Raw genomic sequence first — 13,010 nt, 5'->3', positions numbered from 1 at the left:
TGCCATGACGTACGAGCCGATCTTCACCCCCGCCCCCAAACCGAGGCGAACGGCCCGCACCGTCCTCATCGTCGTCGGCGCGGTGCTCGCCGTCTGCTGCGTAGGCGGCGCGGTCGGCGGCTTCGCGCTCTTCCGCTCCGTCAGCAACGCGATCGAGCCAGCCCGCGACGCAGCGACGTCCTATGTGGACGACGTACGGGCCGGCGACTACCCGAGCGCGTACGGCCGCCTGTGCCAAGAGGTCCGCGACACCACCACGCTGGAAGACTTCACCCGCGCCATGTCCGCCGGCCCGCGGATCCAGAGCTACGAGATCAACGGCGTCAACGTCTCCAACTTCAACGGCCGCTCCACCGCCACCGTGACCGCCCGGATGACCCAAGACTCCGGGGCGACGCTCATCCAGGTGTTCCCTCTGGTCAAAGAGGACGGTGAGTGGCGCGTCTGCCAGTAGCCTCCGACCCCGGTCCCGGGCCGACGGCACGCGCCGCCTGACGACGCGCGCCGCGCCGACGACCGGGGGTTGCACCTCGCGGGTGTCCTGGCCGGCACCGAGGCCCGACAGCAGGAGGCCGTCGAACGCGGCGACGCGTCCGCGTTCTGCTCCCGCACCGGGCTACGCCATCCGGAGGCGGCCGAGGACGTCAACCGCCGCGCGGCCGACCAGGGCTGCACCGCCGTGCTGTTGTCACCCGCCGCACTCCGAGCCGGCTCGGTGACACCGCCGAAGCCCGACGCACCAGATCGAGGCGCAACGCCTGCGGCGATCCGGCCCGACCGGCGGCGGCCATCGGGCCGGGCTGACGCCAGCGGGCGTCTGTCCCAAGGGGTTCGGCTTAAAGGGTGCCTGGGCAGTTGACGAGGCGATGGCCTCCAGGATCGACGTTCTGAAGCGACGATGACCACGGTGATCGTGCACGTCGATCTCGATGGCATTCAAGGATCCGCTTTTGTCAGATTGACTGAAAGCTATGACGCAAAGTCATTGACTTTGATGTCCGTCATTGGAAAGAATCCTAAATGCTTTGATCCGTTCTACCCCCACCGGAGCGAATCAATGAAGCGTGCCGCCAGCGTCCCCGCCGCCCTGTTCGCCGTCCTCCTGCTCGTGCTCGCCGCCCTGCCGGCACCGGCACAGGCGGCGCCGCGCTTCCGGGTGCTCGTCTTCTCGAAGGTCACAAACTTCTACCACGACTCGATTCCGGCGGGCATCGCGGCGATCGAGCAGCTCGGCGCGGCCAACAACTTCGAGGTCGAGGCGACCGTCGACGCGGCCGCGTTCACCGACGCCAACCTCGCCCGCTTCGACGTGCTGGTGTTCAACAACACCAACTCGCTGCCGACGTCGGGCCCCCTGCTGGACGCGGCGCAGCGGGCGGCCTTCCAGCGCTTCATCCGGGCCGGTGGCGGCTGGGTCGGCCTGCACGCCGCCACCGCCAGCGAGCGGGACTGGACGTGGTACGAGGGGCTGATCGGGACGATCTTCGACCAGCACCCGGACTTCTCCTCCACCGGCGGCACGTACCCCGGGCGGATCAAGGTCCTCGACAGGGCGCACCCGTCCACCGCCGCGCTGCCGGAGCTGTGGGAGCGCGGCGAGGAGTGGTACAACTGGCGCACCAACCCCACCGGCAAGGTGCACACGCTCGCCCAGATCAAGGTGCGTGACGGCATCCCGGGCCTGGACGAGGGCAACGACCACGCGTACTCGTGGTGCCAGAACTACGACGGCGGCCGCTCGTGGTACACTGCCGGCGGCCACGCCCCCTCCTCGTTCAGCGAGCCGCACTTCCTCACCCACCTGCGCGGCGGGATCGAGTGGGCGGCCGGCGCGGTGCCCGGCGACTGCGGGGCCACCAAGGAGGCCAACTTCCATCGGGTACCGCTGGTCACCAGCAACCTCGCCGACCCCTTCGAGCTTGCCGTGGCGCCGGACCGGCGGGTGTTCTACATCCAGCGCACCGGTGCGGTGAAGGTCGTCAACCAGGACACGCTCGCGGTCACCACGCTCGTCGACTTCGCGTACACGCCGGAGCAGACAAGCCAGTCCGACGGCCTGCTCGGCATGACGCTGGACCGCCAGTTCGCGACCAACAACTGGATCTATCTACTGTGGTCGGACAAGGTGGCCAAGCAGCTCAACCTGTCCCGCTTCACGGTCAGCGGCAGCACGATCGCCATGTCCAGCGAGCGGCGGCTGCTGACGATACCGACGTGGCGCGGCGAGGGGCGGGCCAACTCGCACATGGGCGGCTCGCTGGCCACCGACCGGTCGGGCAACCTCTACGCCGCCATCGGCGACAACACCGACCCGTTCGACTCCAGCGGGTTCACGCCGATCGACGAGCGGGCGGGCCGCCGTGCCTGGGACGCGCAGGCCACCTCGGCCAACACCAACGACCTGCGCGGCAAGATCCTGCGGATCAGGCCGCAGAGCGACGGGACGTACACGATCCCGGCGGGCAACCTCTTCGCGCCCGGCACCGCGCAGACCAGGCCCGAGGTGTACGCGATGGGCATGCGCAACCCGTTCCGCATCACTGTCGACCCGCTCACCGACGCCCTGCTGGTCGCCGACTACGGCCCGGACGCGCGCGCCGCCGATCCCAACCGGGGACCGGAAGGCACTGTGGAGTTCAACCGGATCACGAGCGCCGGCAACTACGGCTGGCCGTACTGCTCCGGAAACAACACCCCGTTCAACGACTTCAACTTCGCGACGAACACGTCCGGACCGAAGTTCAACTGCGCGGCCCCGGTCAACAACTCGCCGAACAACACCGGCCTCACCACCCTGCCGGCCGCCAAGGCGCCGCTGGTGTGGTACGCCTACTCGGCCTCGGCGCAGTTTCCCGAGCTGGGCACCGGCGGCGGTGGCCCGATGAGCGGCCCGGTCTACGACTACGACCCGGCCAACCCGCGTCAGACGAAGTTCCCGCAGTACTTCGAGGGCAAGTGGATCGTGTACGAGCTCACCCGCACGTGGTTCAAGACGCTCTCGACCCACGGCACGGCGCAGACCTTCACCGACCCGCGCTTCGCGCCCACCCGCGTCGGCGACCTCCAGTCGATCAACGCGATCCTCGGTGGCATGTCGTGGATCCAGCCGTTCGAGGCGGAGTTCGGGCCGGACGGCTCGCTCTACGTCATCGACTTCGGCGCCGGTACCGGCAGTGGCCGCGGCGGCACCAACGAGGGCGCCGGCATCTACCGGATCGACTATGTCGCGAGTGGACGGCCGCCGGTGGCGAAGCTGACCGCCAGCACCGACAGCGGGCCGGCGCCCTTGACCGTGGCCTTCTCCAGCGCCGGTTCGGGCTCGGGTGACGGCGCGCCGGTCACCTACGCGTGGGACTTCGACGGCAACGGCAGCACGGACTCCACCGCCGCCAACCCCACGTACACCTACACCACCCGCGGGCAGTTCACCGCGCGGCTGACGGTACGCGGCACCGGCGGTACGACCGCGGTGGCCACGCAGCAGATCACCGCCGGCAACACCCGGCCCACGGTCACGCTGAGCGTGCCCAGCGGCGGGTTCTTCGAGTTCGGCGACCGCATCCCGTACACGGTGACGGTCAACGACCCCGAAGACGGCACCGTCGACTGCTCCCGCGTCGTCGTGCAGACCCAGCTCGGCCACGACAGCCACACCCACCCGCTGGACAACTACACCGGCTGCGGCGGCGTGGCGGTCACCGACGCCAGCGCCGGCGACGGGCACGGCCCCGGGCAGAACCTCTACGTGGTGCTGACCGCCCAGTACACCGACGGCGGCTCGGCCGGCGTGCCGGCGCTGGTCGGCTCGACACTCAGCGAGCTGCAGGTCAAGAACAAGGAGGCCGAGCACTTCGACGGCGCCGGCGGCGTACAGGTCCTCGACCGCACCACCGCCCGCGCCGGCAAGCGCCTCGGCGACATCGACCACGGCGACTGGATCAGCTTCGGCCCGGTCAACCTGGCCGGCATCGCCTCGGTCACGGTCGGCGCCACCTCGGGCAGCACCGGCGGCGCCATCGAGTTCCGCGCCGGTTCGCCGACCGGCCAGCTGCTCGGCCGCGCCACGATCGCCAACACCGGCGGGTGGGACGGCCTTGTCTCGCCCACCGCGACGCTGACCAGGCCCGCGGGCACGTTCACCCTGTACGCGGTCTTCGTCAACCCCGCCCAGGTCGGCGGTACCCCCGATCTGATGTCGCTGGACTGGCTGCGCTTCAACGGCGCCGGCGTGAAGCAGGAGACCGGCGCCGTCGTGACCGCCCGGGCCACCCCGGCGACCGGCACCGCGCCGCTGGCGGTGGCGTTCATCAGCACGATCACGCCACCGGCGGGCCGGACCATCACCGACCAGGCGTGGGACTTCGGCGACAACTCCCCGGTCGTGCACGCCGCTTCGACGAGCCACACCTACACGCGGCGCGGCACGTACACCGCCTGGCTGTCCACCACCGACAACACCGGCGCGACGACTTCCGCCAGCGTCAGCGTGACGGTGAGCTGAGGTCTATGCTTCCGGCAGGACCGCGGCATCGATCATCGCCAATATGATCAGAGGATGCCGCCAGGGAGTCGCCGGGAGGGGTTATGACGGAGATCCAGCGGTACCTCGCCGAGGAGGTCGCGGAAGACCTCGCCGACGGCATCATCACGCGCCGCGAGGCGATGCGCCGCCTCGGCCTGCTCGGCGTGACCGGCGCGGCCGCGACCGGGCTGCTGGCCACGCTGGCCACCGGCGAGGCGGCCGAGGGCCACCCCAAGACCGAGGGCGGGCGCGGCCCCGAGGAGACCTCCTGGGCACCGGTACCCCGCGAGTCGATCACGTTCGCCGGACCCCGCGGTCCGCTGCTGGCCGCGTGGGCGCCCGCCGTCAAGCCGCGCGGCGGCGTGCTCGTCATCCACGAAAACCGCGGCCTGACCGAGCACATCCGCACGGTCGCCGGCCGCCTCGCCGCCAGCGGGTACTCGGCGCTCGCCCTCGACCTTCTCTCCGAGGAAGGCGGCACCGGCGCCTTCCCGGGCGAGGCCGAGGTGGCCGCCGCACTGGCGCAGATCCCGCCGGAGCGCTTCGTCGCCGACATGAAGGCCGCCGTGACCGAGCTGCAACGCCGGGTGCGAGGCCGCAAGCTGGCCGCGATCGGCTTCTGCTTCGGCGGCGCGATGGTGTGGCGCCTGCTCGCCGCGAGCGAGCCGCGCCTCGCCGCGGCCGCACCCTTCTACGGCCCTTTCCCGAGGGCGGCGACCTGTCCGGCTCCCGCGCGGCGGTGCTCGGCGTCTTCGGCGGCCTCGACGCCCGCGTCAACGCCACCCGCCCGGCGGCCAAGGCCGCCCTCGACGCCGCCAGGCTGCGGCACGAGCTGCTCACCTTCACCGAGGCCGACCACGCCTTCTTCAACGACACCGGCGCCCGCTTCAACCCGCACGCCGCGACCGAGGCCTGGCGCCGCACGCTCAACTGGTTCGACGCCGTCGGCCACCGCCACTAGAGACCCGGCGTCAGGGTGGGCGCGATCGCGGCAGCCGTTTCAGAAGGTCCAATTCAAAACAGATCCGGGCTACCGCGACGTCCGCCGTGGTCCGGACCGTTGCGCGGGGCCCCCGGGGAAACGTGGAGCGCAGCGGAGCGTTTTCTTGGGGTGCGTTCCCGCGGCCTCACCCTCCGCGGTCGGCCAGCTCAGCCCAGGAGCCCGCTCCGGCAGATCTTGGCAAGTTGGCGTCGAAATATCGCGCCAACTCACCAAGATCTCGACTGCGGCGCCGGTTGGGTCCGACGGGTGGTGGCTGACGGTAGTAGAGCCCTCCAGGACGGCGCCGCATCGTGGGCGGACTCGGCGCCGCGGTCCGTGACTGCCGATTAGGAGCAGGTCCTTGGGGTTGAGCTCCGCAGACCGACCGGATCGTGCCTGACGGGCGGCTCGTAGCCTGGGCAGATGTTGTTCCAGGACGTGTCGATCGACCGCGTCGTGCACGTCGACGCGCCGGTGCGGCTGCCCACCGCGGAGATCGCGCGGCGGCTGCGGCCGGCCAGCGAGCGGCTCGGTATCACGGCGGACGGCTGGCTCTGGGTGAACGGCCGCTGCGTCTACCAGGTCAGCGGCCTGGGCACGCGCGCGCTCGGCGTGGGCGCCCCACTCACCCCTGGAGGCGCTCCTCAAGGCGGATAGTGACCGTGTCGCCCACGTCCTTGCCGATCGCCTTGCGCACGTCGGCCTTCACGGGCAGCTTGTGCGTGCCGTCTCCCAGCGCCATGAAGGAGCTGCGGAACGGATGCCCGTCGATCGTGCCGCGTATCTTGACCAGCCCTCGGGTGCCGAAGTACGCGGCGGACTCCGGCCAGACGACGTACGTCCAGCCGCCCTTGGCGGGGCTCTTCAGCAATGTCGCGGTGAATTCCTTGTCCATCGCTACTCACCCTTTCCGGTGGCGACCCTTCTCACACGGTACGTAGAAGCCGGGTCGCCGTTTTCGACATCGCGTCAGGCCGGCCACGCCTGCCGGTCGAGAAACTCCTCGACCGCGGACGCGACCTCGCCGAGGACCGCGGCGGAACGGGCCAGCGGGAGGCCCGGCAGGACCATGCCGTGGTCGGCGCCGGGCACCTCCAGCACGTGCGGGGTGAGGGTGCGGGCCAGCGCACCGTCCCACCACCCGTCGGCCGTACCGCCGACGAGCAGGCAGGGTGCGGTGGCGCGGCGCAGGGCGGCGACGCACCGCGCGTCGGTCAGCAGCGGCGTGTGCCAGACGGCCGGCAGCGCCCGGTCGGCCGCCAGCTCCGCCGCGTACGTGGCCAGCGACTTGCCGACCAGCACCGGCCGCTGGACGGGAATCGAATCCAACGCCCGCGCGACCTGCTCCACCACAAACGACGCCGAATCCGCCGGCACGCGCGACGACGGCCGGTCGGCGGGCCACTCGATGTGCAGCGCTTCGGCGCCCCTGGCCCGGCCGGCGAGCCAGGAGTAGTGCAGCAACGGCTGGTGAGGGCCCGATCCCCCGCCTGGGATGAGCACCATGCCCCGTGTCATTCGGCCAGTATGCGCGCCAGGTGCGCAGCTCAGGCGGTGGATCACCACTGTCCAAGATCTGCCATTGGTGGTCGTCCCGCGGGCGGTGGTGACCTGGTTGGCTCATGGTCGGTGAGAGCGGAGGCGCATGTGGACGGTCGTTACATCGGGATCGGCGTCGCCCGGTACCAACACCATCCCCCGCTGCCGAGGGCGGCGGCTGACGTGGCGGCGCTGGCCGGCGCGTTCGGCGGCCATGGTTTCGCCACCGCGACCGTCTCGGACCCGGAGTCCGCCGACCTCGTCCCGCGGCTGCGGACCGCGTTCGCGGGGATACCGCCGGTCGCGGTCGTGCACTGGGCCGGGCACGGCGTCGCGGCCGGTCCCGACGAGCTCGCGCTCCTGCTGAGCGACTCGGGCCAGCCGGTCATCCGGGACGAGACCTACGATCCCGCCACGCTCGTCGACCGCGCGCTGAGGACCGGGGCGCGGCAGGTGCTGCTGATCCTCGACTGCTGTTACGCCGGCACCGCGAGCCTCACCGCGCTGCGCCTCGCGAAGCGGTTCGAGGACACCCAGGTCGCGGCCGAGGGCGAGGACCGGTGGGTCGGCGTGCTGGCCTCGGCGCGCAGCTACGAGGAGGCGGTCGGCGGGCGGCTCGCCGAGACGCTGGCCAGGCTCGTGCGCTACGGGCCGACCTCCCGGGAGTACCAGATCCACTGGAGCGCGCACAACGAGGGCGTGTGCGGCATCGACATCATGCGTGCGCTCGTCGACGAGTGGCCGCACGACGGGCAGAAGCCGGTGGGCAGCGCGCTCGACGTGCGGTCGCTGCCGATGATCCCCAACCCGCGCTACGACCCGCACGCCCCCGACCGCCTCGTCGCGCACCTCGTGCTGTCCGCGCGCGGCGCCGCCCCCGACGAGGAGGGCTGGTTCTTCACCGGCCGGCTGCGGGTGCTCGGCGCGATCACCGCCTGGCTGGCCGGCCCCGGACCCGGCATGTTCGTGGTTACCGGGCCCGCCGGCTCGGGAAAGTCCGCGGTGGTCGGCCGCGTCGCGGCCCTTTCCGACCCGCGCACGCGGGCGGACATGCTCGCGCACGGCGCACTCGCCGCCCACGACCCGGACCCCGGCCAGGGTACTGTCGACGTCGCACTCTACGCCCGCGGACAGCGGTACACCGCGCTGCTCGGAGAGCTGGCCCGCGGGCTGGACATCGCGGCCGGGTCCGATCCCGTCTCGATCGACGATGTGCTGCGGGTCCTGGAAAGCCGCGGCGGCCACCCGACCGTGCTGCTCGACGCGCTGGACGAGGCGTACGCCCCCGACCTGCACCGGATCGCCACCGACCTGCTCGTGCCGCTCGGCACCCGCGCTAAGGTGCTCGTCGGCACCCGACCCGGACGCCTCGACCGGCAGACCACGCTCGTCGACCTTCTCGGTCCACAGGGTACGGTTGCCGACCTGGCAGCCGAGCCGGCCACGGAGGAGGACATCAGGTCGTACGTGTCCCGCCGGCTGGGCGACGTACCCGAGGCCGGCGCGGTCGCCGCCGAGGTGACCCGCCGCGCGGTCCGGGACGGCGGCGGCTTCCTGTACGCCCGCGTGGTCACCAGCCAGCTCGCCGCGGAGCCGGTCGACGCCACAGTGGATGGTTGGCAGCATCGGCTGGCGGCGAGCGTGACGTCGGCGTTCGCCGGCGACCTGGACAGGTCCGGCCAGCCCGGCGCGCGTCACCTGCTGACCGCTCTGGCCTGGTCGTACGGGAAGGGTCTGCCGGCCCGTGACGTCCTGCCGGCACTCGCCTCGGCCGTCGCCGGCGGGCCGGGCGCTGGAGGCTCCGATGTGGAGGATGCCCTGCACGCGTTCGGCCGGTACGTGGTCGAGAGCGGCGAGGACGGCCACGCGGTGTACCGGCTGTTCCACCAGGAGCTGGTGGACCACCTGGCCGGTGACCCCGAGGAAGGGCGCCGCGTGGACCTGGCCGTCGGTGCGCTGCTCGTGGCGCAGAGCGCCGGCGGCACCCGGCCCGCGGATGTCGCGCCGTACCTCCGCCGCCACGCGGCCAGCCACCTCGCCCGCGCCGGAACGGACGGCATCGCCGTGCTGCGCCGCCTGGCCGAGACGAACCCGGACGCGTACCGGCCCGGGCTCACCGCGGCATTGACCTATCGCTTCGCCAGCCTCGGCAGCGAGATGGCCGAGTCACACGCCGCCCTCGAAGACGCCATCGCGGGCGCCTGGGAGTCGACCACGCTCGCCCGCCACCGCGCAAATACCGGTCAGGCCCCGGACCTGTCCGACCTCGCGATGGAGGTGACCCGCCTCGGCACCCTGCTCGGGACAGCCGGCCGCCACGAGGAGGCGATCGGCCTCGTCGAGGAGGCGGTCGAGCTCTACCGCGGTCCGGTAGACCACGAGCCCAATCTGGCCCTGGCCTTGAGGCAGCTGGGCGACTGCCTGACCGCCCTCGGCCGGCCCCTGGAGGCACAGGTGGCGCTGCAGGAGGCCGTCGCCGTGAACAGAGGCCTCGCCGCGGCACACCCGGGAGAACACCTGACGAGCCTCGCCTTTGTGCTTGTCGACCTCAGCCGGAGTCACGCCTCACTCGGCCGCCACGACGAGGCGCTCGCGTCCGCGCAGGAGGCCGTCGCGACGCTGCGCCACCTCAGCGCCCGCGATCCCGGCACCGGCCTGGAACCGCTCGCCGGCGCCCTGGACAACCTCAGCAACCAGCTGGCCGCGAGCGGCCACGACGACGGCGCCCTCGCCGCCCTCCAGGAGGCCGTCACCATCCACCGCGGCTTGGCCGCCGCCGACCCCCGCCGCCTGACCGGCCTCGCCAACGCGCTTGTCAATCTCAGCGGCCGACTCGGCGGGCCCGCGCACCGCACCGAAGCCGTCGCCGCGAGCAGGGAGGCCGTGGCGATCCGGCGCCAGCTCGCCGATCCGGCCAACCCGGAAACCGTCCGCTTCCTCGCGATGGTGCTGCACAGCCACAGCGTGCGCCTCAGCTTCGACGGCGACCACCATGACGCCTGTGCGGCGAGCCGCGAGGCCGTCGCGATCATCCGGCTGTTCGCCGAGGCGGATCCGGACAGCCACCTCTTCTTACTCGCCCTCATGGCGAACCAGCTCGGGCAGTGCCTGCGCGAGCTCGGCCGCACCGACGAGCTGCTCGCGCTTCGCGCGGACCTGGTGGACGGGCCGTTCCTTCCGGCCGATCGCGCCTACCTGCTGCTGCACTGCGTCGGAGGGCTCTCCGACCGGCCGCTCGCGGACCGCTTCGACGATTTAGCGACGGCGCTCGACCTGCTGTCACCCGGTCCGATGTCGCGCCCGGACCGCGTTGCACAGGTCCATGCGGCCATGCGCGACCTGCGGGCGCAGGACCAGGCCGCCTTCGACGACAGCTGGCGGCGGCGGTTCGGCGACCTGCCCTTGTGGCTCACCTACGAGCACGGCCTCCTGCCGGCGGTGCGCGAATGGTTCGCCGCCCCCGGCTGGACCGCCTCCCGGGACTACCTCGCACAGCATCCGGAACTGCTCACCGACGAAGCCGACGCGCTCCTGGCCGACCTGCTGCTCGACCAGCCGGACGCCATGGGGATCTGGGCCAGGCGCCTCGCCGCGCGGCTCGTCACGCGATGCGGCTGCACGGTGCGGGAGGCGTACGCACCGCTGATCGCCATGGAAGACACCGCCGGACCGTTGGAGGATGCGCCGCTCTACGTCGCGACGGTCGCGGCCCTCGCGCACAACAGGGTGAACGACGCCGACGCCGCGCCCTTGCCCGTCACCGACGGGCATGCGGCGACGTGGGTCGACCGGCTCACCACGCTCGCCGGTGCGCATCCGGAGCGCGCCGAGGCCCTGATCGCCCTTCGCGACACCGTCGCGGAGCCCGGCGGCAGGTGGCGAGAGGCATGAACCGCGCCCCGTTCGACGACGTCCTCGTGGTGCTGCCCGGCATCATGGGCAGCACGCTGCTCGACCGCGACGGACGCGAGGTCTGGGGCCAGGACGCCGCGACGCTGCACGGGCTGCTGCGCGGCGGCACGAGCCGGCTCGCCCTGCCCGCCGGCATCGGCGACGAGCACCCTGGAGACGGGATCACCCCGGGCGTGCTCATGCCCGGGATCTACGCCTCCGTCGGCGTGTGGACCACGTCGCTCGGGTACCGCCGGCTGCTCGACCACCTCACCCGGCGGTACACGCTCACGCCGGACAACCTCGTCGCGTTCGCCTATGACTGGCGACTGTCCAACCGCTACAACGGCCGCCGCCTCAAGCGCGTCGTCGAGCCGGTACTGGCCCGCTGGCGCGAGCAGCCCGGCCGGCGGGACGCCAAGCTCGTGTTCCTGTGCCACTCGATGGGCGGCCTCGTCGCCCGCTGGTACACCGAGCGGGAGGGCGGCGCCACACACACGCGCACGCTCCTCACCATCGGCACCCCGCACCGCGGCGCCGCCAAGGCGATCGACCGTCTCGTCAACGGGGTACGGCTGAAGCTGGGGCGCTTCGGCATCGACCTGACCGAGGTGGCCCGCGGCCTGCCCGCGCTGCACCAGCTCCTGCCCAGCTACGCATGCATCGAAGAGGGCGGCGCGCTGCGCACCATCGCGGAGGCCGGCGGCCTGCCCGGCGTGAGCGCGGCGGCGCTCGACGACGCGGCCCGCTTCCACGCCCAGCTCGACGGCTCGCCGGACACCGCGCGCCTCCACCCGCTCGTCGGCATCAACCAGCCGACCGCCGCCAGCGCCCGCATCACCCGCGGCACCGCCGTGCTCCAGCGCACCATGCTCACCGCCGAAGGCATCGCCGTCGACCGGCTCGGCGACGGCACGGTCCCGCGCTTCGCCGCGTACCCCAAGGGTTTCGGCGACCGCTTCCCCGCGCTGAGCTGGTCCGCCCAGACGCATGGTGGGCTTCCCGGACACCGGGGCGTGCTCGACCAGATCGACGGCGTCCTGACCGGCACCGGCGTGGAGTTCCGCGCGTCCGGCACCGCGATCGGCGTCGAGGCCGACCCGCTTGTCCTCGCGGGCGAACCGCTGACGGTCCGCGCGGAGTCCACCGACCCGGCGCTCCTCATGGACGCGCAGCTGATCGAGCCCGCCACCGGCACACCCGTGGCCCGCCAGGTGATGCGCCACCTCGGCGCGGGCCGGCACGAGGCCACCTTCGTCGGCCTGCCATCCGGCGGGTACGTCGTACGGGTGGGCGCCCTGCGCCACCCGGACCCGCTCCTCGACCCGGTGACCGCACCCACCGTGGTCGTGGATCCGTCCGCCCTGGGCGGGTCCGGCGCTGTTCAGGGGGCGTAGCCGCGCGGGCGCAGGTCATCGATGCGGTCGTCCGCGGGTCGGGTGACCACCGCCAGCCGCCCGGTCTCCCGGTCCAGCAGCTCCAGCTCGACGGATCCGGCGAGTCCCCGGTGCCACACCAGGATGCCCTCCGGCGCGCTCGCGACCACCTCGCAGGTGTCGAACGGGCCGCCTCCCACCTCGAAGACCGGGTCGGGCAGCGCGAGCCGGCGCGACACCGTACCCGCCGCGCCGTCCAGCCCCAGGATGTCGTCGGGCTCCTCGTGGACGACGTCGTCCACGGTCTTTCGGAGCCACGTCCGCACCAGCACGCTGGAGCCGTCCGCCAGCACCTGGTTGGGCAGCATGTCGAGCCGCTCGCCGGGCCTGAGCGCACCGCGGACCGCGAGCGGGAGCGACCGTTCGGCGCTGGACGGGTCGGGCACACCCAGCGGCTCGTCGCCGTCGAGCGAAGCGCCGGCGTCCGCGCCGAGGTCGACGGTCAGGATCTCCCCGGAGTCGAGGACGGCCCGCACCAATGTGTACGGCGCCAAGTCACGCTCCAACGTGGACCGTCCGGTGGTCAGGTCGACCAGGTTGAGCGAGTGGTCGCCGGTCGCTTCGGCGGCGTCGGCCAGCCCGGGCCGATCGCGAGCCACCTGCCGTTCGCCGACCACCGCCACAGGGGCGCGGCTGGGGC

The 13,010-nt window shown here is 72.4% G+C and carries 9 protein-coding genes and 1 pseudogene; 7 read left to right on the top strand and 3 right to left on the bottom strand.

Going from position 1 to position 13,010, the window contains the following annotated elements; translation table 11 throughout:
- Positions 1-4 precede the first annotated feature (4 nt).
- The 5 genes and pseudogenes from Phou_RS31105 to Phou_RS31090 all read left to right on the top strand — a co-directional run bounded on the left by Phou_RS31105 (position 5) and on the right by Phou_RS31090 (position 6,161).
- Positions 5-454, top strand: coding sequence for an Rv0361 family membrane protein (locus tag Phou_RS31105; protein WP_173062547.1), 450 nt, complete (start codon positions 5-7; stop codon positions 452-454).
- Positions 455-1,057: 603 nt separating this feature from the next.
- Positions 1,058-4,501 carry a ThuA domain-containing protein gene (locus Phou_RS31100; RefSeq protein ID WP_173062544.1) on the top strand — a complete coding sequence of 1,148 codons (3,444 nt, stop codon included), beginning with the start codon at positions 1,058-1,060 and terminating at the stop codon, positions 4,499-4,501.
- Positions 4,502-4,584: 83 nt separating this feature from the next.
- Positions 4,585-5,172, top strand: a pseudogene (locus tag Phou_RS55790) (dienelactone hydrolase family protein); the annotation flags it as partial.
- Entirely contained in the window at positions 5,163-5,483 is a 321-nt protein-coding gene (locus tag Phou_RS51415) for a dienelactone hydrolase family protein (protein WP_218579281.1), read from the top strand. The pseudogene Phou_RS55790 and the gene Phou_RS51415, both read left to right, overlap by 10 nt.
- A 444-nt stretch (positions 5,484-5,927) precedes the next feature.
- Positions 5,928-6,161 (top strand): hotdog family protein, encoded by a 234-nt coding sequence (locus Phou_RS31090; protein WP_173062541.1) that lies wholly within the window; start codon positions 5,928-5,930, stop codon positions 6,159-6,161.
- Here the strand turns inward: Phou_RS31090 and Phou_RS31085 are convergent.
- Both Phou_RS31085 and Phou_RS31080 read right to left on the bottom strand, forming a co-directional pair.
- A complete protein-coding gene (locus Phou_RS31085) occupies positions 6,130-6,399 on the bottom strand; it encodes a DUF1905 domain-containing protein (RefSeq protein ID WP_173062538.1) in 270 nt (89 codons plus the stop codon). The two genes, Phou_RS31090 and Phou_RS31085, sit on opposite strands and share 32 nt — an antisense overlap.
- A 74-nt stretch (positions 6,400-6,473) precedes the next feature.
- The gene (locus tag Phou_RS31080) at positions 6,474-7,022 is read right to left on the bottom strand and encodes an alpha/beta fold hydrolase (protein ID WP_173062534.1); all 549 of its coding nucleotides are present in this window, start codon (positions 7,020-7,022) and stop codon (positions 6,474-6,476) included.
- 129 nt (positions 7,023-7,151) lie between these two features.
- Here Phou_RS31080 and Phou_RS31075 point away from each other — a divergent pair, with 129 nt between their 5' ends.
- The gene (locus tag Phou_RS31075; RefSeq protein WP_173062531.1) at positions 7,152-10,934 is read left to right on the top strand and encodes a tetratricopeptide repeat protein; all 3,783 of its coding nucleotides are present in this window, start codon (positions 7,152-7,154) and stop codon (positions 10,932-10,934) included.
- Positions 10,931-12,331: a lipase family alpha/beta hydrolase gene (locus tag Phou_RS31070; RefSeq protein ID WP_173062528.1), complete on the top strand. Its 1,401-nt coding sequence runs from the start codon at positions 10,931-10,933 to the stop codon at positions 12,329-12,331. The genes Phou_RS31075 and Phou_RS31070 overlap by 4 nt, the downstream gene beginning before the upstream one ends.
- Here the strand turns inward: Phou_RS31070 and Phou_RS31065 are convergent.
- A complete protein-coding gene (locus Phou_RS31065; RefSeq protein WP_173062525.1) occupies positions 12,319-12,969 on the bottom strand; it encodes a hypothetical protein in 651 nt (216 codons plus the stop codon). The genes Phou_RS31070 and Phou_RS31065 overlap by 13 nt on opposite strands.
- Positions 12,970-13,010: the final 41 nt, after the last annotated feature.

Source organism: Phytohabitans houttuyneae (assembly GCF_011764425.1).
In the GTDB taxonomy this organism is placed as follows: Bacteria; Actinomycetota; Actinomycetes; order Mycobacteriales; family Micromonosporaceae; genus Phytohabitans; species Phytohabitans houttuyneae.
The sequence above is the reverse complement of the archived record's forward strand: the minus strand, read 5'-3'. Positions and strand labels throughout refer to the sequence as shown.

What these genes read in the sequence shown, in the direction of transcription:
- Phou_RS31105 (WP_173062547.1), top strand. Translation starts at nt 5, where the DNA reads ATGACGTACGAGCCGATCTTCACCCCCGCCCCCAAACCGAGGCGAACG.
- Phou_RS31100 (WP_173062544.1), top strand. Translation starts at nt 1,058, where the DNA reads ATGAAGCGTGCCGCCAGCGTCCCCGCCGCCCTGTTCGCCGTCCTCCTG.
- Phou_RS31090 (WP_173062541.1), top strand. Translation starts at nt 5,928, where the DNA reads ATGTTGTTCCAGGACGTGTCGATCGACCGCGTCGTGCACGTCGACGCG.
- Phou_RS31085 (WP_173062538.1), bottom strand. Translation starts at nt 6,399, where the DNA reads ATGGACAAGGAATTCACCGCGACATTGCTGAAGAGCCCCGCCAAGGGC.
- Phou_RS31080 (WP_173062534.1), bottom strand. Translation starts at nt 7,022, where the DNA reads ATGACACGGGGCATGGTGCTCATCCCAGGCGGGGGATCGGGCCCTCAC.
- Phou_RS31070 (WP_173062528.1), top strand. Translation starts at nt 10,931, where the DNA reads ATGAACCGCGCCCCGTTCGACGACGTCCTCGTGGTGCTGCCCGGCATC.